19 protein-coding genes are annotated in these 24,230 nt (G+C 37.6%); 4 read left to right on the plus strand and 15 right to left on the minus strand.

Translation table 11 applies throughout. From position 1 onward, the window contains the following. Positions 1-239 precede the first annotated feature (239 nt). On the plus strand, positions 240-3,104 hold the full coding sequence (locus tag NG809_RS10865) for a carboxypeptidase-like regulatory domain-containing protein (RefSeq protein ID WP_262150555.1): 2,865 nt from the start codon (positions 240-242) through the stop codon (positions 3,102-3,104). Between the two features lie 26 nt (positions 3,105-3,130). Next, positions 3,131-4,522 (plus strand): DUF5689 domain-containing protein, encoded by a 1,392-nt coding sequence (locus NG809_RS10870; protein WP_262150557.1) that lies wholly within the window; start codon positions 3,131-3,133, stop codon positions 4,520-4,522. Between the two features lie 379 nt (positions 4,523-4,901). Here NG809_RS10870 and NG809_RS10875 read toward each other — a convergent pair whose 3' ends face one another. From NG809_RS10875 to NG809_RS10900, 6 genes are all read right to left on the minus strand, one after another. Next, positions 4,902-5,372 carry a DUF6702 family protein gene (locus NG809_RS10875; protein ID WP_262150560.1) on the minus strand — a complete coding sequence of 157 codons (471 nt, stop codon included), beginning with the start codon at positions 5,370-5,372 and terminating at the stop codon, positions 4,902-4,904. A gap of 60 nt (positions 5,373-5,432) precedes the next feature. Beyond that, a complete protein-coding gene (locus NG809_RS10880; protein ID WP_262150562.1) occupies positions 5,433-6,185 on the minus strand; it encodes an LOG family protein in 753 nt (250 codons plus the stop codon). An 89-nt stretch (positions 6,186-6,274) separates the two neighbouring features. After that, positions 6,275-6,988 (minus strand): nucleotidyltransferase family protein, encoded by a 714-nt coding sequence (locus NG809_RS10885; protein ID WP_262150564.1) that lies wholly within the window; start codon positions 6,986-6,988, stop codon positions 6,275-6,277. Between the two features lie 72 nt (positions 6,989-7,060). Then, positions 7,061-7,471, minus strand: a complete 411-nt coding sequence (locus NG809_RS10890; protein ID WP_262150565.1) for a RapZ C-terminal domain-containing protein — start codon at positions 7,469-7,471, stop codon at positions 7,061-7,063. Between the two features lie 85 nt (positions 7,472-7,556). Then, positions 7,557-7,961: a GxxExxY protein gene (locus NG809_RS10895; RefSeq protein ID WP_262150567.1), complete on the minus strand. Its 405-nt coding sequence runs from the start codon at positions 7,959-7,961 to the stop codon at positions 7,557-7,559. An 88-nt stretch (positions 7,962-8,049) separates the two neighbouring features. Further along, positions 8,050-9,069, minus strand: a complete 1,020-nt coding sequence (locus tag NG809_RS10900; RefSeq protein WP_262150569.1) for an aminoglycoside phosphotransferase family protein — start codon at positions 9,067-9,069, stop codon at positions 8,050-8,052. Positions 9,070-9,120: 51 nt separating this feature from the next. Here NG809_RS10900 and xrtF point away from each other — a divergent pair, with 51 nt between their 5' ends. Next, positions 9,121-9,642, plus strand: coding sequence for an exosortase family protein XrtF (xrtF, locus tag NG809_RS10905; protein ID WP_262150570.1), 522 nt, complete (start codon positions 9,121-9,123; stop codon positions 9,640-9,642). After that, positions 9,639-10,073, plus strand: coding sequence for an exosortase F system-associated membrane protein (locus tag NG809_RS10910; protein WP_262150572.1), 435 nt, complete (start codon positions 9,639-9,641; stop codon positions 10,071-10,073). Before xrtF ends, NG809_RS10910 begins: the two co-directional genes overlap by 4 nt. Before the next feature lie 279 nt (positions 10,074-10,352). Here the strand turns inward: NG809_RS10910 and NG809_RS10915 are convergent, their stop codons facing one another. From NG809_RS10915 to NG809_RS10955, 9 genes are all read right to left on the minus strand, one after another. Then, positions 10,353-11,345, minus strand: coding sequence for a cation diffusion facilitator family transporter (locus tag NG809_RS10915; RefSeq protein WP_262150574.1), 993 nt, complete (start codon positions 11,343-11,345; stop codon positions 10,353-10,355). 227 nt (positions 11,346-11,572) lie between these two features. Continuing rightward, positions 11,573-12,565 (minus strand): aspartate-semialdehyde dehydrogenase, encoded by a 993-nt coding sequence (locus NG809_RS10920; RefSeq protein ID WP_262150576.1) that lies wholly within the window; start codon positions 12,563-12,565, stop codon positions 11,573-11,575. Between the two features lie 76 nt (positions 12,566-12,641). Then, complete coding sequence (locus tag NG809_RS10925; protein ID WP_262150578.1) at positions 12,642-13,073, minus strand: hypothetical protein; 432 nt, start codon at positions 13,071-13,073, stop codon at positions 12,642-12,644. Between the two features lie 90 nt (positions 13,074-13,163). Continuing rightward, complete coding sequence (locus NG809_RS10930) at positions 13,164-15,761, minus strand: TonB-dependent receptor (RefSeq protein ID WP_262150579.1); 2,598 nt, start codon at positions 15,759-15,761, stop codon at positions 13,164-13,166. A 210-nt stretch (positions 15,762-15,971) separates the two neighbouring features. After that, the gene (gene nadC / locus NG809_RS10935; protein WP_262150581.1) at positions 15,972-16,832 is read right to left on the minus strand and encodes a carboxylating nicotinate-nucleotide diphosphorylase; all 861 of its coding nucleotides are present in this window, start codon (positions 16,830-16,832) and stop codon (positions 15,972-15,974) included. A gap of 180 nt (positions 16,833-17,012) precedes the next feature. Further along, positions 17,013-18,590 (minus strand): L-aspartate oxidase, encoded by a 1,578-nt coding sequence (gene nadB, locus NG809_RS10940; RefSeq protein ID WP_262150582.1) that lies wholly within the window; start codon positions 18,588-18,590, stop codon positions 17,013-17,015. A gap of 31 nt (positions 18,591-18,621) precedes the next feature. After that, positions 18,622-19,251, minus strand: a complete 630-nt coding sequence (locus NG809_RS10945; protein WP_262150584.1) for an NAD(P)H-dependent oxidoreductase — start codon at positions 19,249-19,251, stop codon at positions 18,622-18,624. A gap of 127 nt (positions 19,252-19,378) precedes the next feature. Further along, positions 19,379-21,646 (minus strand): T9SS type B sorting domain-containing protein, encoded by a 2,268-nt coding sequence (locus NG809_RS10950; RefSeq protein ID WP_262150586.1) that lies wholly within the window; start codon positions 21,644-21,646, stop codon positions 19,379-19,381. 164 nt (positions 21,647-21,810) lie between these two features. Next, a complete protein-coding gene (locus tag NG809_RS10955) occupies positions 21,811-24,078 on the minus strand; it encodes a T9SS type B sorting domain-containing protein (protein ID WP_262150588.1) in 2,268 nt (755 codons plus the stop codon). Positions 24,079-24,230: the final 152 nt, after the last annotated feature.

Below are 24,230 nucleotides of genomic sequence, written 5' to 3' on the forward strand. Positions count from 1 at the left end.
TCTGATATTACGTTTAATTAATGTGCAAATTTAAATTATTTTAAAACACTGCGTTTTAAATATTTGTAAATTTATATCTCAAATTTTTATGACAAGGTATACTGTATTATTAAAATTTAACTATGTTAAGAAAAAGTAACATTAAAATAATTTTTAAATAAATAATTTAATTAAATTTGTGCCCCCAAAAGTTTTTAACTTCTTGAGAATAAGCTAGAAAGTATTAAAAAAGTATATACATGTTTAAAAAACTATCATTAGTCTCTTTATTTACTTTACTTCCCGCATCTTACTATTATGCGCAGACTACAGTCTATGCATATCTGAAAGATGCCGATGGTAAGCCCGTCGAAAGAGCGGAAGTAGATCTTAAAGGGAGCGAAAATGATGTAACGGCAGACAAGATTGGATATTTTCAGTTTGTAGATCTTCAGCCGGGACACTATCAGATGGTGATCACAAAGCCTAACTACGAAACCAAGGTAGTGGATTTTGATGTTACCAGCGATGAAAAAAGAAAGGATTTAGGTGTAGTGGTTCTTGGTTCTGCGCTTACCAGTGCAGATCAGGGATTGGCGATCATCGACAGTGATGACGATGAAGATTCAAACAGCCAGGCATCTACTGTAGGACTTTTACAGTCTTCGCAGGATGTATTCAGCAGAATAGCTTCTTTTGACTTAGGTTTCTACTGGTTCAGACCAAGAGGGATTGACGGCAGAATGGGAGAAAATATGCTGAATGGTGTTTCTATGGTAAAATCTGATAACGGAAACGTTGATTTCGGAAACTGGGGTGGTCTTAACGAGATTACAAGATACCCTGAGATTTCTCAGAATCACGCTCCTTCAGAATATGCCTTCGGTGGAAATTCTTCTGTAATTTACAAGAATACCAAAGCAAGCGAATACAGAAAAGGCTTCCAGGGAACTTATTCTATTACCAACAGAAATTACAGAAACCGTTTTTCTTTGAGATATACTTCGGGGATGAGCAAAAAAGGTTGGGCTTTCACAATTATGGGAGCAAGAAGATGGGCAGAAGAAGGAATTCAGGAAGGTACTTTCTACGATGCCTACGGAGCTTATCTGGGAATTGAAAAGAAGTTTAATGATAAGCATACGATGACTTTCAACTTCATCGCTGCACCTTACAGAAGATCTACTTCAAGCCCAAGTACACAGGAAGTTTATGACTACAGAGGTGTACACTACAACTCTTATTGGGGTTATCAGAATGGTGAGCAGAGAAGTGAAAGAGTGAGAAGAGGTTTCCAGCCGATTTTTCAAATTCAGGATTTCTGGAAAATCAATCCTAAAACCAATTTGTGGACTTCAGTTTCTTACCAGTTCGGAAAAGATAAAGGTTCACGTTTAGACTGGCAAAATGTTCAGAATCCTTCACCAACATATTACAGAAATCTTCCGAGTTATTACGATTTCTTAAATCCTGATGCTTCAGTTACGAATCCGGACGGAAGCCAAACTACAGCTCAGGAAGCTTTTCAGACATCATTAGCGGCTTGGCAAAATGGTGATGCGAATACTACACAGCTTAATTGGGATAGACTTTACAGAAGAAATATGTCTCAGCCGGTGGGCAACTATTATGGTCAATCTGGTAAAAGAGCTTTATATTACATGGTGAATGATGTAAGTGATGATAAAATTTTTAATGCTGCGACTCACCTGACGCATAATTTTAATGATACTTCAAAACTTATCTTAAATGTATCTTATCAGAATTACCGCACTCAGCAATATAGAGAAGTAAATGATCTTTTAGGTGCAGATTTCGTTTTAAACAGAGATCCTTTTGCAGCAACAAACCAGCCGGGAAAATCTGGATTGTTTAATGAACTGGACGATAACGTTACTAAAAAAGTAGGTGATAAAATGACCTACGATTATATTTTCAGAAGACAGGAATTTAAGGTGAATCCTGGTTTTAAATTTACTACAGGAAAATTTGATGTTTTTGTTTCTGCGATGGCAGGATACTCATCTTCAAGCAGAGAAGGCCTTTTCAAACATTACCTGTATAATGATTCTTACGGAAAAGGTAAAAACTACAACTTCCTGAATTTTGGTTTGAAAGCCCAGGCTATCTACAGAATGAATGGTAGGAACTTCTTCGTTTACAACGGTGCAATGTACAATCAGGCGCCTTTCCTGGAAGATTTGTTCTTCAACCCAAGAGTAAATGGTTCGGTAGCTCCAAATATCAAGAGTACAGTAGTAAATGCTAACGATTTGAGTTATGTAGTAGCTACACCTTTTGTAAAAATGAGACTTACAGGTTTCTTGGTTAATACTGAAAACGAAACAACCGTTCAGAGGTTCTTTGCAGACGGTCTTCCTTTAGCCGGTGTAGATGCAGACGGAAATGCTACGAATGTTCAGAGTGCTTTTGTAACTCAGGTAATGACTGATGTGAAAAGACGAAATATGGGTGGGGAATTTGGTATTGATGTGAAAGTTTTACCAACATTATCTGTACAGGGTGTTGCAAGTTATGGCGAATACACTTATCAGAACAATCCTACAACCTATTTCGCATCTGATGCAGTGGGTGCATTCTCAAACGGGCTTTCTTACACCAATTTAGGCAAGTCTTACATTAAGAATTACAGACAGGGCGGAACTCCGCAACAGGCTTATTCATTAGGTTTAAGATACAATTCACCTAAATATTACTGGATTGGTGCCAACTGGAATTTCCTTGATGATAATTATATTGATCCGGCGGCTTTGGTACGTACAGAATCATTCGTTCAGAACAATACTTCCGGAACGCCTTTTTATGGTTTGACAGATGAACAACTGAGAGATGTTTTAAGACCAAACAAATTGCCTTCAGCTCATTTCTTTAATGTGAACGCAGGGAAATCCTGGATTATCGGTAAATATTATGTGCTTATTTCAGCTTCAGTAAATAACGTTTTCGACAATACGAAATATATTACAGGAGGATTTGAGCAGGTAAGAAATGCCAAATTCAATACTTATCAGGAAGATTTCAGCAGAGAATATACTTTGTTTGCACCAAAATTCTGGTACACTCAGGGAAGATCATATTTTGTAAATTTACAGTTTAGATTCTAACATTAATTATCTTAAAAATTACTACAATGAATATAAAAAAATACTTAAGCCTGGTAACAGGAGTTGCATTGTCTGCAATTGCTGTTACTTCTTGTACACAAAAAGACGAGTGGGAAACTCCGCCAATCAATTGCGAAAACAGATTTCCTGCCACCAATACTACTTTGGCAGATTTTAAAGCTCTTACGCCATCTACAGGTTTTAAATTAATTGAGGATGAAAAAATCTTTGACGGTTACGTAGTTTCTTCTGACGAAAGTGGAAATTTCTACAAAACAATTTCTATTCAGGATAAACCTGAAAACCCAACAGCCGCAATTCAAATGGAAGTTGACAGAGCGAGCAACTATGCAGATTTTCCTGTAGGTGCACACGTGAGAATCAGTGCAAAAGGTTTAAGATTGGCGTTAGACAGAGGTACAGTGAAAATAGGTTCTGTAGATCCAAGTTTTACGGTAGGTAGAATTCCGGCATCACTCTTAAGCAAATATATTGCAGGTGTTTGTAACGGAAACGGTCTTGAAGTAGCTACAATCAAACCATTGGAATTACCAAACCTTGCTGCCGCGAAAAATGATCAGTATCTGAATATGTTGGTAAAAGTTCCTGCATCTCAGTTTGCAGATGGTGAACTGGAGCCAACTATAAAAAACTTTATTGATTATGTTGCAGGTGCAGGTGTAGATACAGACAGAACGATAGAAGATGCATTCGGAAACACTGTTGCAATCAGAAACTCTGGTTTCTTTGCTCAGGGTTCATCAAAACTGCCTACAGGAAGTGGTTCTGCAACTTTTGTGGTAAGCAAGTACAACTCCACATGGCAAATGCTGATCAGAAATTCTGCTGATCTTAATTTTACTGCGACAAGAGTAGATCCGGCTCCACCGAAAGGAGGTACTCAGATTGCTTATTTAGGTGCATTCCTTGAAAATTTTGAAAGCTATTCTTTAACGCCTACAAATTTAGAAGTTTACCCTAAATATGTAAACGATCCTACTAAAGGTAACCGTTACTGGCAATTGAAGACTTTCAGCAACAATAAATATATTCAGCTGGGAGCAAATGGAGGTTCAGGTAATTACATTACGTATTTTGCAGTGCCTATCGACTTTACTGCGGCAAGCCAGTTTAAATTTAACGTAAATGTTGGATTCTGGAATGCGAATGTATTGAAAGTTTATACTTCAACAAACTACACTCCACTTGGTAATATCGCTACAGCTACAAAAACAGATATTACTTCTGCGTTTACAATTCCTCAGGCTCCAGCAGGTGGATACGGAACATTGGCTCCTGCCGGTACGTATGATATTCCTGCATCGCTTACAGGAAACGGATTTATCATTTTTGAATATTCAGGTAACGCAGCTACTGCATCTACTACAATTCAGTTGGATAACATTCAGGCTTTGTAATCCAGCAAAGATTTAAAATACTAAAAGGAATCGTTTGAAAGAATGATTCCTTTTTATTTTTGACAATGCACGAGAGATTCTGAGTTTGTTTAAATTTCATTAAAAGGATTTAGATAAACTGTAAGATATAGTTCGGTTGAAGCCTTAAATATATTTCTTCAAAACAAACAGGCTAAAGGTATTCCCATTGAATTGCAGAACCTCCGTTATCCAAAGCCAGGTGAAATTAATGTAATAGTAATTCCGCTGCAAAAGTTTCGCTTCTGCGGAGTTTTGCAAATTTTCTTCTAATGATTTTTAATCTTTTTAAATCAATTTTAAAAAACAAAAAAACCACTGAATATTCAATGGTTTTATAGTTGTAAAGGGATAATTAAATTTAGAAATCAACTTCGTTAACTTCTTTGCCTCGCTGGAAATTCATTGTTTTCTGACTTCCTTTGTAGGCGATGTTGACCAGATTGATCTGTTTCGGAAATGCTCCGAGTAAGATTGTATTTTTTATTTTAAGTGTATTTACATCCGAAATTCCATTGGCTTCAAAATACACCCAAACTGTTTCTCCGCTCACCTGGCTCCCTGTGAAAGTGAGCGTTTTTGGCGATCCGTTGACGTACACATCGAAATTGTTATTCACATATTTCTTTACTTCAGCTTCAAATCCGGCGGTGTTTCTGTTGATTTTTATGGCATCAGAAATGTGACCGGTATTTATTTTTGAGGTAAATTTTAAAGTTTTACTGCCTTCGATATAATCTGCTTTGGTCATTGAAGAGTAAAAGTCAAAAACTGTAAAACTCATCAGAGAAACCAACGCTAAAACTGCTGTTAAATATAAAATTTTTCTCATTTCAGTTGATCTTTTTTTCAATCATTTGTGTTCGGATTAAAATCTCAAATTATGTGCCAATCAGAAGTTTACGTTCACCGAATACTTGTCGTAAAAAGCTTTTATATGCGCAACAGCCTCGTCAGCAGTATCTACCACGCGGTAAAGATCGAGATCGGGCTCAGAAATCATTTTTTCTTTCAGTAAAGTTTCTTTAAACCAGTCTAATAAGCCACCCCAAAATTCGGAACCAACCAAAACAATTGGAAATTTCCCGATCTTATTGGTTTGGATTAAAGTTAAAGCTTCAGTAAGTTCATCCAAAGTTCCAAAACCTCCAGGCATCACAATAAATCCCTGTGAATATTTGATGAACATCACTTTTCTCACAAAGAAATAATCAAAATTCAGAGAATACATTTTATTGATGTACGGATTGAAATGTTGCTCAAAAGGCAAATCGATATTCAAACCGATCGATTTTCCCTGAGCGTTGAAAGCTCCTTTATTTCCTGCTTCCATAATTCCCGGACCGCCACCGGTAATTACTCCAAAGCCAATTTTGGTAATCTTTTCGGCAATTTCAACTGCCATATTATAATATTTGCTTTCCGGCTGCAGTCTTGCAGAACCAAAAATAGAAACACAGGGTCCTATTTTTGCCATTTTTTCGTAGCCATTCACAAACTCTGCCATCACCTTGAAAACCATCCAGCTGTCTTTGGTAATGGTTTCGTCCCAAGTTTTATCTTTCAGGCTGTTGTGCAGTTTTGTTTCGTTAATATCAAATTCAGGGTTTTGTAAACTTTCATCCCTGCTTCCTTCAATTCCCATTTATTTTGTCTCAAATTATAATTAAAATTCTTTTTTTTTTCAGCCAAACTCACTTTATATCAAACACTTTACGTGAGAAATGAATTTTTTTATTTAAAATATTTTTCAGCTTCGATTACAGATTCCGGTCTGCCGACATCGATTAAAATACTGTCATGTAAAAATCCGTGGATCTGTTCTGTATGCATCAAGTCGAGATATTCCTCCATTACAGAAAATTTGCCTTTCCTTTTTATCTTGTTAAAAATCACTGGATTAATACAATGAACTCCGCTGAATGCAAACGGCTTAAAGCCTTTGTTAAATTCAGCAAGACGCTGTTCGCCTGTCTGTACATTAAGCCATCCTCTCAACACAAAATCATCATTAAAGAATAATTTTCTTGAACTCTCCCGATCTGATACCGCTAAAGTAGCAAAATCTTTCATCTTTTTGTGGTATTCTACCAAATCATTGATGTTGATTTCTGTAAGGATGTCTGCATTCATAATAATAAAATCTTCGCCGTGGTCTAAAAATCTTTTGGCAAAGACCAATCCACCGCCGGTTTCGAGAAGTTCTTCAGACTCGTCCGAAATCTCAATTTTAGCATTGAAATTATTATTTGCTTTTAAAAAATCAACAATCTGATTTCCAAAATGATGAACGTTGATTACAAAATCGTTAATACCAAAACTCTGTAAATATTTAATATTCCTTTCCAAAATCGGAACATCATTCACCTTCGCCAGAGCCTTTGGATGATGATCTGTAAAAGGTTTCAAGCGGGTGCCTTTCCCAGCTGCAAAAATAAGTACCTTCATTTTATGATTGATAAGTGATGATTGATAATTGATATTGAAAGTTCTGCATGATCATTCATAAATTATCAATCATCATTTATTATTTAGTTGATGCTGCTCGTCGTGGTGCAGGCTGATTTCTACCTGTTCGCCATATTTTTCTTCGATAAAGTGAGCAATTTTTATGGCAGAATATACCGATCTGTGCTGTCCTCCGGTGCATCCGAAATTAATTTGTAGATTTTCAAAACCTCTCCCTAAATAATTGTCGATGTTGATAGAAACCATGCTTTTTACCAGCTCAAGAAATTTAGGCATGTCTGTTTTTGTTTCCAGATATTCCTGAACGCCGATGTCATTGCCGGTTTGGATTTTATATTCTTCCACTCTTCCGGGGTTTAAAATTCCGCGGCAATCGAAGGTAAAACCTCCGCCGTTACCGCTGTCGTCTTTGGGAATTCCACCCTTTTTGTATGAAAAACTGTGAATGTCTATGTGTAGCATATTTCTAAATTTTTATGTTGAAACATTAAGTTATTTTAGTTTTTAAGTTTTCTTAAGATTTAGATAAATCTAAATTAAGGCACTGTTAATCAGGTAATGTTTTAAAATATTCATTTACGAATGGTCTCAATGATTTAGTGATATTATTTGTAAAGAAGTTTATCAGGAGACCTTGTGGCTTCTTCAAAATCTTCATGTAAGTCAGTAATTGTGCTTCATGTATTGCTAAAATCTCCTCTACAGCTTTCAATTGCACCACGATACAATCATTGATCAAAAGGTCAACTTTCAAATCTGCATCAATTATTATATCTTCATAAATAATAGGAACGCGCACTTGCTGCTTTACATCATAACCGTTTCTAAGCAGCTCATGCACTAAACATTTTTCATAAATGCTTTCAAGAAGTCCCGCACCTAATGATTTATGAACTTTTATTGCATAACCTGTAATTTCGTAAGATAATTGTGTTACCTCTTTTTTCGTCATTTGTTTTTATAAAATATTATTAACAGAAAATTCCAAAGCTTAATAAATCGTTAGATTTCCCTTAAAAAAACTTAAAAATTTAATTCTCTTAATGTTTCAAAATTCCATCAATTTGTAACCTTGTCTTTTCAGAACTGAGTTGTGTAACTACATTTTTCAACTCAGGGTAATTTTTCATTTCGTCCCAGTTTTCTGAGAATTCGGTGATGTTTTGAATTCCTTTTTCTAAGCTGGAGATAAAGTGTGATTTTCTCTGAACCAATCCTCTTAACCCGTAAGCGCCCAAAACCTGTAAAAATCTCATCAGCTGAATGGGTTTTACCGAATTCTTTAGTTGAAATTTTGTTTCTTCATTTTCAAATTGGTTGATGTAGAAATCAAGCATTTCATTTTTAAAATTCTCAGGGAAATTAGCTTTTGCCTGAAATAAAAATGAAATAACATCGTACATCAAAGGTCCTTTCATGGCAGACTGGTAATCAATAAATGAAACCTGACCTGCATCATTCACCATAATATTTCTTGCCTGAAAATCACGAATCATCAAACCGTTTGGCTCAAGATTTCCGATAAGTTTTGTAATTTCCTTAAATTCTTTCAGCAAGGTTGACTTGTGATATTCCAAATCAAGAACGTCTGCGATGAAGTTTTTGAAATAATAGAGATCGTGCATTACAGGAAGTTCATCGTAGCTTTCGTACTCAAAAGTTTGAGAGTAATCAATCTTGTCTTCAGTTTTAATTTGAAGTTCAAAAAGCTTTTGAAGCGTTTGCTTTACCAAACTTTGTACTCTTTCCGAAAGGCCTTCTTCGGCGATGATGTCGGAGAAGGTTTTTGTTCCTAAAAATTCCTGAATGTAGAGCCTTCGGTCATCCGAAACGGCAAAAATCTTAGGAGTATTTAAATTTAAATTCTGAAAAATCTCAGAAAAATACAGAAACGCTTCGTTTTCCCTAAGATTTTCGTTGAAGGTAATAATGTAGTCTCCGTCGGCATTTGAAGCCTTGAAATTCACTCTTGCGGAACCGCTTTGAGCTAAAACTGTAAAGTCATCTGCGGGCTGGCCGAAATGGTTTTCGAAAAAATATTTTGCTTGTTCCTGAGTCATAATAAGGTAACAAATATAACGATTTACCGCCGAATATTTTATCTTTGTGCTATGCTAAAGGACTTTAAACCTGTACTCGGTATTCTGCTGCGTTTCATCATTATTTATGTGGTGTTTATTTTGACGTATCAGTTTTATCTGAACAGTTTTCAGGCGGAAGGTCTTGATCCTTATTCCCGAATGGTTGCCAATCAGGCGGCTTTTCTGCAAAATAAACTTGGGTATGCTACACTTTTGTATAATGATGTGCCGAATGAACAGGTCTGGTTTTATGTAAAAGAAAAATATGTAAGCAGAATGGTGGAAGGTTGCAATGCGATTTCAGTAATCATTTTGTTTATGGCGTTCGTATTTGCATTTTATAAAGGTGCGAAGACATTTGTTTTTACACTGGAAGGTTTTGTTTTTCTGTACATAATGAATGTTTTGAGAATTGTGGGACTGAATATTGTGGTGAGAGATCATCCGCAGTACAGCAAGATTGGGCATGATTATGTTTTTCCAGCAATTATATATGGTTCTGTAGTGATTCTTTGGCTGGTTTGGATTAAATTTTTTGCTCTAAAGAAATGAAAGTTTTAAACTGGTTTTTTGTTTTAATAGGAATTGCAGGGATTGTTTCTGTCAGAATTTTTGAAGATTCACTGTTCTATGATCCTTTTCTGAATTACTTTCACGACGCTACAAAAAATGCGAAGTTTCCCGATTTCGAATGGACTAAATTGATTTTAAGTCATCTCTTCAGATTTATTTTAAATCTTATTTCATCCTGCATTATCATTCATTTTATATTTAAGAATAAAAGCTGGACGGTTCAGGGAGCGATTTTGATCACGATTATTTTCGCCATTACTTTTCCGATTTATCTGTATTGTGTTTCAGACAGGTTTGAAATCGGCTATCTTTTTTCTTTTTACATCAGAAGGTTTGTGATTCAGCCTTTGATTTTACTTTTGATTATTCCTTTGTTCTATTACAGAAAACAAATTTTGGCTAAAGCGTAATATTCCGTTTCATATTACATGGATTTCTTTCGACAGGCTCGGGATGAAATGTTCTTATCTTGAATGGTAGAATTTCTGTTTTCCCGAACTCAGGGTAAATAGTGTAAAAAAGTACTTCCGTGTTCCTAGCCCAGATCGCAGCGGATACCCCACAGCAGGCGTTGGGGAGTTGATGGGCCTCAGCGGTGGAGAGGGAAGGCGCGAGGAGTATGAGCGGAGAGCTGGAAATAGCTCCTAAAAAAATCTCTACAAAATTTGACTTGATTGAAATGTTTTTAATTAAATAGTATGTTTGTCCACGCTTGTGACGTTTTCCGGCGTCCATTTTACGCGCTGAACGAAAGGTAATTCCCGTACAGGGCAGTCGAAGATCTGACAAACCGGACAGGAAATGGTTTTGCAGTCATCCATGTGAAAATTGAATTCAACAGTTCTTTTTGTGTTTTTGGCTAGGAGAAGAATTACTTTTTCCATCTCCTGATGGGCTTCCCGAAGGCTGTAATAATAGGGAAGGGTGATGTGCGCATCGATGTGAAGTGACGAACCAAACTGCTGGATTTTCATGTTGTGAATGTCGATCCATTCGGTATGTCTGTTTTTTTCCAGAAGGTCGATGATGTTTTGGAGAAGTTCAGGATTTTGTTCATCCATAATCCCGCTCAGAGATTTTCTCACAATTTTGTAGCCTACGAAAATGATGTAAAAGCCGAATATCAGGGCAACTACAGAATCGATCCAGTAATTTTTGGTAAAATAAACGATGACCAAACTGATGACCACGCCCAAAGTCGTAATCGTATCGGACTGCAAATGCTTTCCGGATGAAATTAATACAAGTGAATTTTCTTTTTCACCTTTTTTAATGGAAATATATCCTAAAATATAGTTGATGACAGCCGTGGCAGCGATGATGGCGATTCCCCAGTCGATGCTCTTCAGAATTCTGCCGGTCACCAGACTGTTGATGCCTTCGTAGATGATCATGATTCCGGCAATGGCGATGAGGGCGCCCTCAATTCCTGCGGTAACGAACTCTACTTTTCCATGGCCGTAAGGATGATCTTCGTCTTTCGGTTTTGAAGCTAAATACAGGGAATACAGTCCCATGAAGGCACTGATGACATTCACGATGCTTTCCATTGCATCAGAAAAAACGGCGTCGGAATCAGTGAGTTTCCAAGCAATGATTTTTCCGACAAAAAGTACAATCCCAAAAACCGCGATGAGTTTCTGGAAGCCTATTTTGTCTTTGTTGTTGTTTATAGTTGTCATTTCTTCAATCTTGAATTCTTCATTTGCTATATTCTACCTGTTGGGTGCTTTGTAACAGGATTGCATCCGGTCCTTTGTTGTTGGTGTGTTTGATAGGATTTTATCCTATCCTTTGTTAGGTCGTCCCTTTGGGACTTTTACAAGATGTTTTGTACGTAAGAAGCTAAGAGTCAAATGCCAGAAGCCAAAAGCAAAAAGAATCTCAACAGAGATTCTTTTTTGTTAGCTTATACTAAGTTGTTTGCAACAAGGTATTCTGCGATCTGCACTGCGTTGGTAGCAGCTCCTTTTCGGAGGTTGTCTGCTACGATCCAGCAGTTGAGCGTTTTCGGCTGCGATGCGTCTCTGCGGATTCTTCCGACGAAAACTTCATCTTTTCCTTCTGAGTAGAGCGGCATTGGGTATTCGTTGTTTTTTACATTGTCCATTACAACTACACCAGGTGTTTCAGATAAGATTTTTCTTACTTCATCCAAATCAAATTCGTTTTCAAATTCGATATTCACACTTTCAGAATGACCTCCCTGAACCGGAACTCTTACTGCAGTTGCTGTTAAATTGAATGTGTCGTCACCTAAAATTTTCTTAGGCTCTTTCATTAGTTTAATCTCCTCTTTCGTGTAATCATCATCTGAAAATACATCGCAATGAGGCAATGCGTTTTTGAAGATTTGGTAAGGATAAACTTTAGCTACAGAATCGTTGCCTTCAATTTCTCCGTTCAGCTGGTCTACAGCAGCTTTACCCGTTCCTGTTACCGATTGATAAGTAGAAACGATGACTCTTTTAAGATCGTATTTTTTATTTAAAGGCCCCAAAACCATTACCAACTGGATTGTTGAACAGTTTGGGTTGGCAATAATCTTATCTTCCTTTGTCAATACATCAGCATTGATCTCGGGAACGACTAATTTCTTGGTAGGATCCATTCTCCATGCAGAAGAATTGTCGATTACGGTAATTCCGGCTTCGGCAAATTTTGGAGCGTACTCTAAAGAAGTGTCGCCACCTGCAGAGAAAATCGCGATATCAGGTTTGGCAGCTATAGCGTCGTCGATGCTTACGATAGTGTAATCTACCTGTTTATACTTCACCTGTTTACCAATAGATCTTTCCGAAGCTACCGGAATTAATTCAGTTACAGGGAAATTTCTCTCTTCGAGAACTTTAAGCATCACTTGTCCAACCATTCCTGTTGAACCTACTACAGCTACTTTCATTGATTTAATTAAAAAATTTAAAGATTATAATATTTACAAATTATAAACACTGTGTTTACAATTCTTTTTTAAAATTTTAAGCTCCGAAGACTCTTGCCCACGGAAACGCATATCCGAATAATGCAACAGCGATCAATCCCATTACCACAACCGGTACAGTGATTCTGTCGCTTGATTTTACTTTTTTGTTTACTATTGTCATTAAAACTGCTGCTATAAGCATAGAAAACGGGTGTTCTACATATTGAAATCTCAGTTCCGCATTCTTCATTACTCCGCCCATATCTAAGCCTTTAGAGAAATTGACAATCAACATAATGATTCCGATCAAAAACTGAACGTGGAAAAAGATCATGGTGAACAAAGTCGTTTTCTTTAAAAACTTGTTTACTTTACCGCTGAAGCCGAACATTGTAGCTAAAAGTGCGATGATAAAAAGTACCACTAAAAGCAGTTCCAGATAGGCAAAACCTTTGTGTGCGCTGAGTAAAATTTTGTAAAAGTCCATAGTATATTTATTTCTAATTTTTCGCTAACAAAGATAATAAAAAAACCCAGCTGTGAGGCTGGGTTTTGTATGTAATAAAAGTGAATTTTATTAGAAGTTGAAAGATAAATTGGCAGCCCAAGTTCTACCGAAACCAAAGAATACTCTGTTGGCTGTTGCTACACCGTTGTACATTCTTCCTGCCTGTTCATAAGTTTTACCTTTATCAGGGTCAGTATTCCCTGTAATCACATCACTTCCAAATATGTTTGTGGCACCGTCGGCGATGTAAGTTGTATCAAACAAATTATAAACGTTTGCTCCGATAGTGAAGTACTGAGTTGTGTTCTTAAGTCTGATTTTGTAGGATGCTCCGATATCAAATAAATCAAAATCAGGAAGCTGCAATACTCCTCTTTCTTGATTGGCAATATTTGAGAAAGTAGCTACGTCTATAGATGAATATAATTTTCCCACATATCTCCAAGTTCCGTACACATTTAAATCTTTTACAGGTCTTACAGTAGTTCCCAATGATGCTGTTACCTGAGGAATACTGTTGCTGCTGCTACCTCCTACTTTTACACGATCCAAGTATAGCGTTGAATTGGCACCTGCACCTGCAATAGTGATAGGGTTGTTGTTATCATCAAAAGTAGAACCACTAGCATTTCCTCTGTACTGATAGTCTCCGTAAGAAAGCATTCCCTGGAATTCTAAGAATTGGAAAGGTTTGTAAACCGCATCAACTTCTACTCCCATGTGTACCTGAGTGATTCCACTGATTTCTGCATAACCGTTAATTGTAGGAGATCCTGGAACACCTGTGTCAAACTGCATTGATCTTCTTAACCATCTGTCTTTCCATTCAGTTCTGTATAAGTTTACATTAGCATTCAATTTAGATGATCTGAAACCATAACCTACTTCTGCCGAGAATATCTTTTCATTTGTTAAAGTCGGGTTAACAACTTGAAGGTTGCTTGGGAATACAGAGTTCATAAATGGCTGCTTGCTGTAGTATCCAATATTCGCAAACACATTATGATTGTCATTAATATTATAGTTTGCGCCCCCTTTCACATTGTATCCGAATAAATTTTGAAATCCTGTTTTTCTGTTAACAGTCTGACCTTGCTGTTTAGTCACTCCGTCGATCACAAAATTATCAATTCTCTGATAAGACTGATTTGAAACCGATCCTTGTACGAAGGCAGAAAGATTATTCTTCGTATATTCTACCTGGGCAAAACCACTATACCATAGAACTTCCCCGTCATTGCTGTATCCTATCTGATCTGTAAGCGGAGCTGTACTTCCTCCAAATGGATTCCATGATAATTTTTTATAATCATAAACATTGCTGACCACGTATGGAGCAACATTTAAGTTTTTATTCTCTTTGTAGCCCGAAGCACCATATAGATCAGATGCTACTTGATAATGATAACCATAATAGTATCTGTCATCTGTTCCAATAGAGAAGTTCCAGTTATCATTTAATTTATGCTGGAAGTTAGCCAAGATACCATACCAGTCATGAGAGTTTACACTTGCTCTACGAATTAATGTGCTATTTGCTGGTGCCGCTGGATTGCTTAAATTTACAGCCTGGTTTGCTGCAAATACAGCGTCGTAATCAAAATGGCCAGTAGTGTCATAGAAGCCGGTTAAACTTTTGTTCGCAACTCTACCTAAATCTCCAGTTCCACCACCTCTACCATTGGACATGTAAAGCACGGTGCTCAATTTAGACTTTTCACTCATGTTAAAATCCCAGTTGAGCATCATTACCGGTTTTGCGTAGTAATTAGCTCTGTTTGCAATCGCATATCTTTCGCCGTTTGCACCAGTTTTATACCCAAAGTCAGAATTGTACTGTCTGTAAGGAGTTCCGTCTTTATCTGGATTGAAGTTGATATAATTTGCAATAGTTGGAGCAAATGTTCTTTGATTATGCCATTGCGGAGAAGAAGTCAAAGTGAATTGGAAATTATGCTTTTTATTTGGTTCCCATCCTAAAGCAAAGTAATATGCGTAAGCTTCAAACTCTGTATTTTCTACATATGTGCCTCCCGCAGTTCTACTCATTAAGAACGATGAAGACCATCCTTTATCAGTTTTTCCAGTGTTGTAAGCAAAAGAAGTTTTTAAATAATCATCATTACCTACTCCAAGTCTTACTACACCACCTTTTCTCATATCGGCTGATCGTGTAATGAAATTAATTGTTCCACCCACGGACGCAATTCCCAGTTTTGATGATCCTAAACCTCTTTGTGTCTGTACAAAACTCGTAACATCTGCTAGACCAGTCCAGTTAGAATAGTAAACTGAACCACCTTCCATGTCATTTACGGGCATACCATTTACCATTACGGCAATGTTTCTTGATTCAAATCCTCTCATGGTAATACCACCGTCTCCGAAACCACCACCAGATTTTGTAGCGTAAACGGAAGGAGTTGTATTTAGGATTTCAGTAAGTTCCTGATTTCCAAGTCGTTCAATAATCTGTGCTGCTTTAATTGTTGATGCAGCTACTGGTGTTTTTCTGTCCTTTGCGATATCAGTTACACCCTGTAATATAACTTCCTCAATGTCTTTAGACTTGGATTTTACCGTGTCCTGTGTTTCTTGTGCATAATAAATGCTAGCCGTAGATAGCGTAATAAGCACAGTTAGCATCGATTTGTTGATTAATTTCATAATCGTAGTAATAGTTAGAATTAATTTGGTGCAAAATTCATAAAATAAATCCTAACTATTGTTAACGCAATGTTAATTTTTAATCAGTCCAAATACTATGCAACTCATTGCTTTTCAGATCAATGTAAAGTTTTTGAATTTCAACGTGAAAAAAATCATATTATTTAATTTTTAACAAAATAGCGATGTTTTTATTAAAAATGTAATAGTTTATTTAACAGCTTTTAAACTTAAATCTATATTGTGAGCCGAGTGGGTAAGGGCTCCCGCAGAGATATACGTTACTCCGGTTGAAGCAATTTCTTTCAACTGATCTCTTGTAATTCCACCTGAAGCTTCACTTTCGCAAACTCCGTTGATGAGTTTTACCGCTTTCTTCATTGTTGCAATATCCATATTGTCAAGCATAATTCTGTCGACTTTTGCGTTGATCGCTTCCTTTACTTCATCAAGATTACGGGTTTCCACTTCAATCTTAAGTTTCTTCTTCGATTTTTTTACGTAATCTTTCGCCATTTTCACAGCATTGGTGATGCTTCCGTTGTAATCGATGTGGTTGTCTTTCAGCATAATCATGTCATACAAACCGTATCTGTGATTGGTTCCGCCACCGATGGCAACTGCCCACTTTTCGCAAACCCTGAAGTTAGGAGTTGTTTTTCTTGTATCTAAAAGTTTTGTTTTTGAACCCACCAATCTGGAATCCCAGTCCTGGGTTAAAGTCGCGATGCCACTCATTCGCTGCATGCAGTTTAATACTAATCTTTCTGTGGAGAGAATTGATCTTGCACTTCCGGTCACAATAAATGCAACGTCCCCGACTTTTGCCAGTTCGCCGTCTTTGATGTAGTTTTCTACTTTTAATTTTTTATCAAAGGTTTTGAAAATAATTTCAGCCAGTTCAACTCCGGCCAGAATGCAGTTTTCTTTTACCAAAAGTTTTGCACTCTGCTGAAGGTCTTTCGGGATTGTTGACAGCGTAGAATGATCGCCATCCTGAATGTCTTCCTCCAAAGCATTTTTGATGAATTGTTTTAAAACTTTATCGTTTGCGTAGTCTGGTCTTTTCATTATTGTAATTTTTTTAATTCATTTTCAACCTCTTCAATTGATGGAAGATGAGATTTGAAATTTTCGGGGAGTGTTTGTAAATCTTAAATTCAACGGATATTTTTCATTGCTTTTTTGCGGCATTTAAAAATTTACTATAAATTCTACATTTTGATTTGAGAATTATTAAAAAATAATCAATTATGCCTGCACTAAATCTTTATTGTAAAATGCTCCTTTATTTTGAGTCATTTCCATAGATTGAGTGATAATTAAATGAGCAACTGTGGTTAAGTTTCTCAATTCTGAAAGTTGAGGTGATAAAATAGAGTAATGGTAGATTTCATCGACAGCGGCAGCGATTTCTGCATGTTTCTGTAATGCCATTTTCAGTCTTCTGTTGCTTCGCACGATTCCAACCAAGTCACTCATCATTTCCTGAAGCTGTTTTCTGAGGTAAGAAACAATGACCATCTCGTCGATTATTTTCATTCCTTCTTCGTTCCATTCCGGAACAGCTTTCAAATCATCGAAATCAAAATTGTTTTCCTTTAATAATTCTATGGTTTTGATGGCTGCGTTGTGTCCAAAAACCAAACCTTCAAGTAAAGAGTTGGAGGCCAGTCTGTTCGCTCCGTGAAGTCCAGAATTGGTGCATTCTCCAACAGCGAAAAGATTATTTAAAGAAGACTGTCCGTCTTTATCCACATCAATTCCGCCCATTAAGTAATGGCACGCCGGAACTACCGGAATCAATTGTGTGAAAGGATCAATACCTTCTTCTTTACATTTTTTGTAGATATTCGGGAAATGTTCAAGGAACTTTTCGTGGTTCATATCGCGGCAATCGAGACCGACGAATTCGTCTCCCGTAACTTTCATTTCGGCATCAATCGCTCTTGCGACGATGTCTCTTGAAGCCAGTTCTTCACGCTCATCATATTTGTGCATGAATTTTTCGCCTTTTTTGGTTCTCAGTTTTGCTCCGTCTCCGCGAACGGCTTCTGAAATTAAAAACAGCATTCCATCTAATTTGCTAAACAAAGCTGTCGGATGGAACTGATAATACTGCATGTTGCTCACTTTCCCTTTAGCACGGGCAACGAAAGCGATTCCGTCTCCGGTTGCGATAACGGGGTTTGTGGTGTTTTTGTAAACGTGTCCCGCTCCGCCGGTGGCAACCAAAGTGATTTTTGAAGTGATTTTTTTGATTGATTTCGATTTTTCATCTAAAATATAGGCACCGTAGCAATTGATTTCACCTTCGTTCAGTTCTTTGCCTGGAACATGATGTTGGGTTATGATATCGATGACGTAATGATGATCTAAAATCTCAATATTCGGGCTGCTTTTAGCGGTTTGAAGTAAAGCCCTTTCAATTTCAAAACCCGTGATGTCTTTGTGATGTACGATTCTGTTTTCGGTGTGACCACCTTCTCTTCCTAAAGCAAATTCGCCGTTTTTCATATCGAAATTAGCGCCCCATTCTACGATTTCGTTAAATCTTGCAGGTGCTTCTCTTACGACCATTTCCACGACGTCTCTTTTGTTTTCGCCATCTCCGGCACGCATGGTGTCTTCGATATGTTTTTCAAAATTATCATTTTTAGAATCTGTAACTACGGCCAGACCGCCCTGAGCATACTTTGTGTTGCTTTCGTCTTCATCAGACTTGGTAACGATGATGATTTTGGCATCGGGAAACTGCTCTGAAACTTTTATGGCATAAGAAAGTCCGGAAATTCCCGAACCGATTACTAATACATCCGCTTTTATCATATTCTTGCTTTAAGACAGTCGTCTAAAATAATTAAATAAATTTAAACAATTTATCGTTGGGTTTTCTTACTTTTTTCATGTGCTGAAATTCGTCTTCATCAGATCTGTAGCCTAAAGCCAGCGTTACGGTTACTTTTTCATTTTCAGAATCGATATTTAAAATTTCTTCAATCACATCCTGTCTGAAACCTTCCATTGGACAAGTGTCGATATTTTCAATCGCTGCGGCGTACATTAAGTTGGCCAAAACAATATAAGACTGTTTTTCTGCCCAGTTCAGAATATCATCATGTTCACGAGTGTTGAAATGTTTGGTAATGCTTTTTCTGAAAGGGTCTAAATTTTCAAGCGGATGATCGCGGACTTCAGAAATATGTTTAAAGTAGCCATCAAGATAAGCTTCTTCAACATTTTTTTTTGAAACTAAAACAATGAGATGCGAGCAGGTAGAAATCTGTGACGGATTGTAAAAGGCGGGAATGAGTTTATCTTTCATACCGCTGCTTTCCACGACCAAAATTCTGTAGGGCTGAAGTCCCTGCGAGCTTGCAGCCAGTTTGCCGGACTCGAGTATATTTAAAAGCACATCCTGTGGAATGCGCATTTCTGGGTTGAATTTTTTTACAGAATATCTTCTGCTTAAAGCTTCCAAATAATTCATATAACAAATTTAAGAATTGAATGTGAATAAACTGTCTTTTAAACGAATTATCTGTTTGTAAATTGTCTCAACAAAAAAGCCGCTCCTTTTTAGAGGAGCGACTTCGCTAATTAAGTATGAAAAAAAATTATTCTCTGTTTTTCACCACGATCCATCCTGAGAATTTCACTGGTGTTCTGTTTTTATTGTTTTCCGTCCATGTTACAGAGTACCAATAGCTTCCTGTAGGAACTTTTCTTCCGTTGGCGGTTCCGTCCCATTTGTACTGGTTGGTTTTGTCTCCCTGATGAATTTTAGCTCCATATCTGTCATAAACATTAAAGACAAGATTGATCTTATTTCCTAATGCTGAATAATCAATATAATCATTCATTCCATCGGCATTTGGAGTGATTACGTTTACCAGATTTGGTACCGTTACAACTACCTGAATTGGTTCACACTGGTAAGCATCTCTTACATAAATTGTATATTCTCCACGGGCAATATTTTTAAACTCGTTTGAATCCTGCCACACGATATTATCCAGAGAATATTGGTATGGCGGGGTTCCGCCTGCAACATTTACAGTGATGCTGTTGTTTGAGATTTCAACGTAGTTAATGACTGGCTGGTCAGAAGGGAAAATTTTCACGTTCTGAGTTGCCCAACAGTCACCAGACTTTAATTTTACCCAGTATGTTCCTACGCCAACTCCGCTGATGGTTTGTGTAGTTGCTCCTGTGCTCCACTCATATCCATCGAAACCTGAGCCAGCATCTAGTGTTGTTTTAGCTTCAAAGCAGATTACTTTATCCTGTAAAACCGTAGAATAAACCGGAGGAATTACCTGCAAAGTGATTTTAGCAACTCCATAACATTCGTTGTTGGTGTCGCTTACTCTCACATAAACTACGCCTGTTGGAGCAACATAATTGTTGATCAGCGTAATTTCATTGGTATCGTTGATAGCGTCAGTAAGTGATGGATAGAATTTTTTTGCAGTTCCCGGCTGCAGAGTTACAGATGCTGACGACAGATTAAACAGTCCCATTGACGGATTATCCTGTATTGAGCACGCTCTGAGGATGGCATCATTTACCGTAACAACAGGGTAGTGGTTTAATGTTATTTTAGCATTATCAATACATCCCTGCGGAGTAATTACTTTCGCAAAAACAGTTGCTCCGTTTGCTGCGGGATAGGCAGGCCAGTTCATAATTTCATTTGTTCCGGCATTCAGGGCTGCAAGAGTTGGATAATAATGTTTTGACACACCAGGTACGTTAGTTACTGCCGCATCATCAAGATTAAAAATTCCTACGCCGGCATTGTTATTATTACATTCTGTAAGCGTGGCATCTGCTGCATCAAAAGGCTGTGGATTTAAGACTATCCTTCCGTCTCCGTTGTCGCAAAGGGTTGCCGAAGGATCGCTTACAATCACAGTGATGTTGGTTGGTCCGGTGTAAGTGAAGTTTGTCGGATTTGCAATAGGTGTTCCGTTTCCTGTAACAAAGTATGTTATAGTGTAGTTTGCGGGATTGTTCACAAACTGTGATGCATACGTTGTTAGATCTATAGCGCCATTTCCAGTACTTGGGTTGATGCAGACATAAGGTGTTACTGTATTGGTAAAGATGGGCACTTTGTCTACAAATATTTTCACGTTTTTTATAGACTGTCTTGCACTTGCAGCACCGGTAGCAGATGAAAAGCCGAAATATCCTGTCGTCATACCGATTGCACCTCCGGATGGGGCAAAAGATTGATTGGTGATGGTATTTCCATCAATCTTAATGTGGATGAGCCAGTTGTTTGGATTGTTGGGATCAGTTTCACCATTTACTTCAACGTGCTTGTAGTTGGCTCCTACAAATGGTTGTGTAGGATTTAAATCAGCAGAGTGATAAGTGCTGTTGGCAGTTGTATTGTACTCAATATTAGGATTTCCTGCGGGAAGGTTGTTGGTTCCGTAAAGCAGGTGTACTTTACTCATTTGCCCTTCAGTGGAATTGTTGAAAATATCGAATGCAACCATTAACCCGTTGGCATTGGAGGGAATTCCGAGTCCACCTCCGGAAGTAAACCCAGTTGGTGGGTTTGAAAGGTACCAGAACGTCAGTCCGTCGCCTCTTCCGTAAGATGTGGTTCCGTTTCCGTCGATTCTGAAATCAAATTCAACTTTCCATTTATCACAGTATTTCAGGTTGATTGGATCTGAAAGTTTGATAGCCCCAAACTGACTCGTCTGGTCTGGAGTTAATCTGATAAAGTCTGTGCTCACAGTTGCTGCAGAAACAAGATCCCATCCGGTAGTTACCACGGGATTCCCCGTCAGCTGATACGTCTGAGCTTTGTTTAAATTAAAGAGAAAGCATAAAGTGATACTAAAAAATAATAAAGTTTTTTTCATTTAATTATTAGATTTTTGATTAGGTAAATGTATAGGTTTTGTCAAACAATAAATTGTCTGAAATAACTTTAAAGTATCAAATGTGTAGCTGAAGAGTCTCTTTTTGCGATAGAGAAGCGGTAATAAAAATCACTCCCTGAGTTAAGGAGTGATTTTTTCAGGGATTACTCCCTGTTTTTTAATAAAACCCAGCCGTTATAAACAGTCTGTGTATTGTTTTTGTCGTCTTCGTTCCAGGAAATAGTGTACCAGTATGTTCCTGTAGGAAGTTTTTTGTTGCCCGAAGTCCCGTCCCATTTGAAGTTTCTTATTTTGTCTGCTTCAAACTTTTTGTTTCCATATCTGTCGTATACCGTAAAGACAAGATTCTTTTTGTAAGCAAGCGCTGTATAATCAATCACATCATTTACATTATCTCCGTTAGGTGTAATCGCATTCAAAAGATTGGGTACAGTAACCTGAATCTGAACCGGCTCACAATCATAAGAATCTTTAACGAAAATCTTGTTTTCGCCTCTTGGCAAACCAGTAAATACATTAGACGTCTGCCATGCTGTACCATTTAAAGAGTACTGATAAGCAGGAGTTCCGCCAGAAACATTGACTGTAATTGTATTGTTTTTAATGTCTAAACTTGAAATTGTAGGATTTCCGGCAGCTTTTACGTTTACCATCTGCATGGTAAAGCAAGTTCCGGTCTGAAGTCTCACCCAGTAGCTTCCCACGGGAACTCCGGTAATAGATTGCGTTGTAGCGCCGGTACTCCACTCGTAACTCGCAAAGCCAGGCCCTGCATCCAGGGTCGTTCTGTCTTCAATACAGATAATCTTATCTTTTAAAACCGCAGATCTTGTAGGTGGGATCACAGTAAGAGTAATTTTTCTGATAACCCAACAGGAGTTTGTTCCTGTTATTTTCACATAAACCACCGAATTGGATGCGTCGTGAGCCGTAGGATCAGCAATAGGGTTGATATTGTTTACGGCATTGTCTAATGTTGTATAATATACTTTTGTAATCCCCGATTGTGAAGATACATTTGCGGTGGTAAGGTTAAATGTTCCTATCAGACCAACCTCTGTTTTAAAACATGTCTGCAAAGTGGCATCAGTGGCCACAGGAAGAGGGGAGAAGCTCAGTGTAATTTCAGCATTTCCTGTGCATCCCTGTGGAGAGGTTACTTTTACGTAAACTTTTCCGGGAGCAGAAACATACGTTGCAGGATTTGTGATTTCGTTTACATTATTATTCAGATCCTGAATGTTTTTATAGTACTTCTTGGTTGCTCCAGGTGTGGATGTCACCGCTGCTAATGTAAGATTGAATGTCGCAGTGGTTGCATAATTATTGTTACAGGTTGAAAGTGTAACATTGGATGCTGTAAAATCTCCTAATGTGAGCTGGATCCTTCCATCTGCATTGTCGCAGAGAAGACCCGCATTATCCTTAACTCGAACAATAATAGTCGTATTGGCATTGTACTGAAATGTTGCAGGAATAGCGATCGGTGTAGGATTTCCCTGAACAAAATAAGTAAAGGTAAAGTTGGCCGGGTTGGCCACAAACTGATTATTGAATGCTGTTAAATTCACTGTTGCAAAGCCTGTCGTAGGATTTGGGCAGTTGGACTGCGAAATGGTAGGCTGTAAAAGCGGAACTTTATCGGTGTAGATTTTTACATTTTTAATAGAATGTCTTGATCTGTTCCCTCCCGTAGAAGCTGAAAATCCAAAATATCCCTGAGTCATTGCTGCTGCTGTCCCGGATGGTACAAAAGGCTGGTTACAGATTGTTGTTCCGTCAATTTTTATCTGAATTGTCCATCCCGTCGGGCTTGCAGTACTCACTTCGGCAGTTACTTCTACATGTTTGTAAGTCGTTCCCTGAAAAGGCATTGTGGTGTTCAGATCCGGGGAGTGAAATGAGCTTCCTGCTACGTTGAAAAACTCAACATTATTCTGGTCTGTTGTATTGGCAACCTGTCCGTAAGCTACGTGAACTTTACTCATTACGGCTGTCGTGGTATTGTTATAAGTGTCAAAACCCACTATTAAACCTACAGCATTTTGCGAAACACCTAATCCCGAACCTAAAACACTGGCTACCGGTGGATTTTGAAGATACCAGAAGGCAAGTCCGTCACCGTTTGCAGTTTGGTTAGAATCCATTCTGAAATCGAATTCTACCCTCCATTTATCGCAAAATTTAAGGTTGATAGGATCGTTTAGCCTGATTGAACCCGATTGATTATTGGTGTCTGGTGTAAGCTGCACAAAAGCGTCTGTGCCGTTAACCTGTGTTGTTGTAGGAGCAACGACAGTCCATCCTGTTGTGTTTACAGGGTTTCCGGCGAGCTGATATGTTTGGGATTTGAATAAAGCACTGGTACAAACGAGAAAAAGTGCTATATAAGACAATAGATTTTTATTCATATACAAGGGAACTTTGGAATTCAGCCGTAAAGATATAAATAAAAAGTCTATATAATGAAAATATATTATTAATTTTATGATAAATGGTGATTATTTTTCAAAAAATAACAAAGAAGACAGTGAATTGAATAACAATCTATTTTTTCATTTTG

The organism is Chryseobacterium foetidum (genome assembly GCF_025457425.1).
GTDB classification, from domain to species: Bacteria; Bacteroidota; Bacteroidia; order Flavobacteriales; family Weeksellaceae; genus Chryseobacterium; species Chryseobacterium foetidum.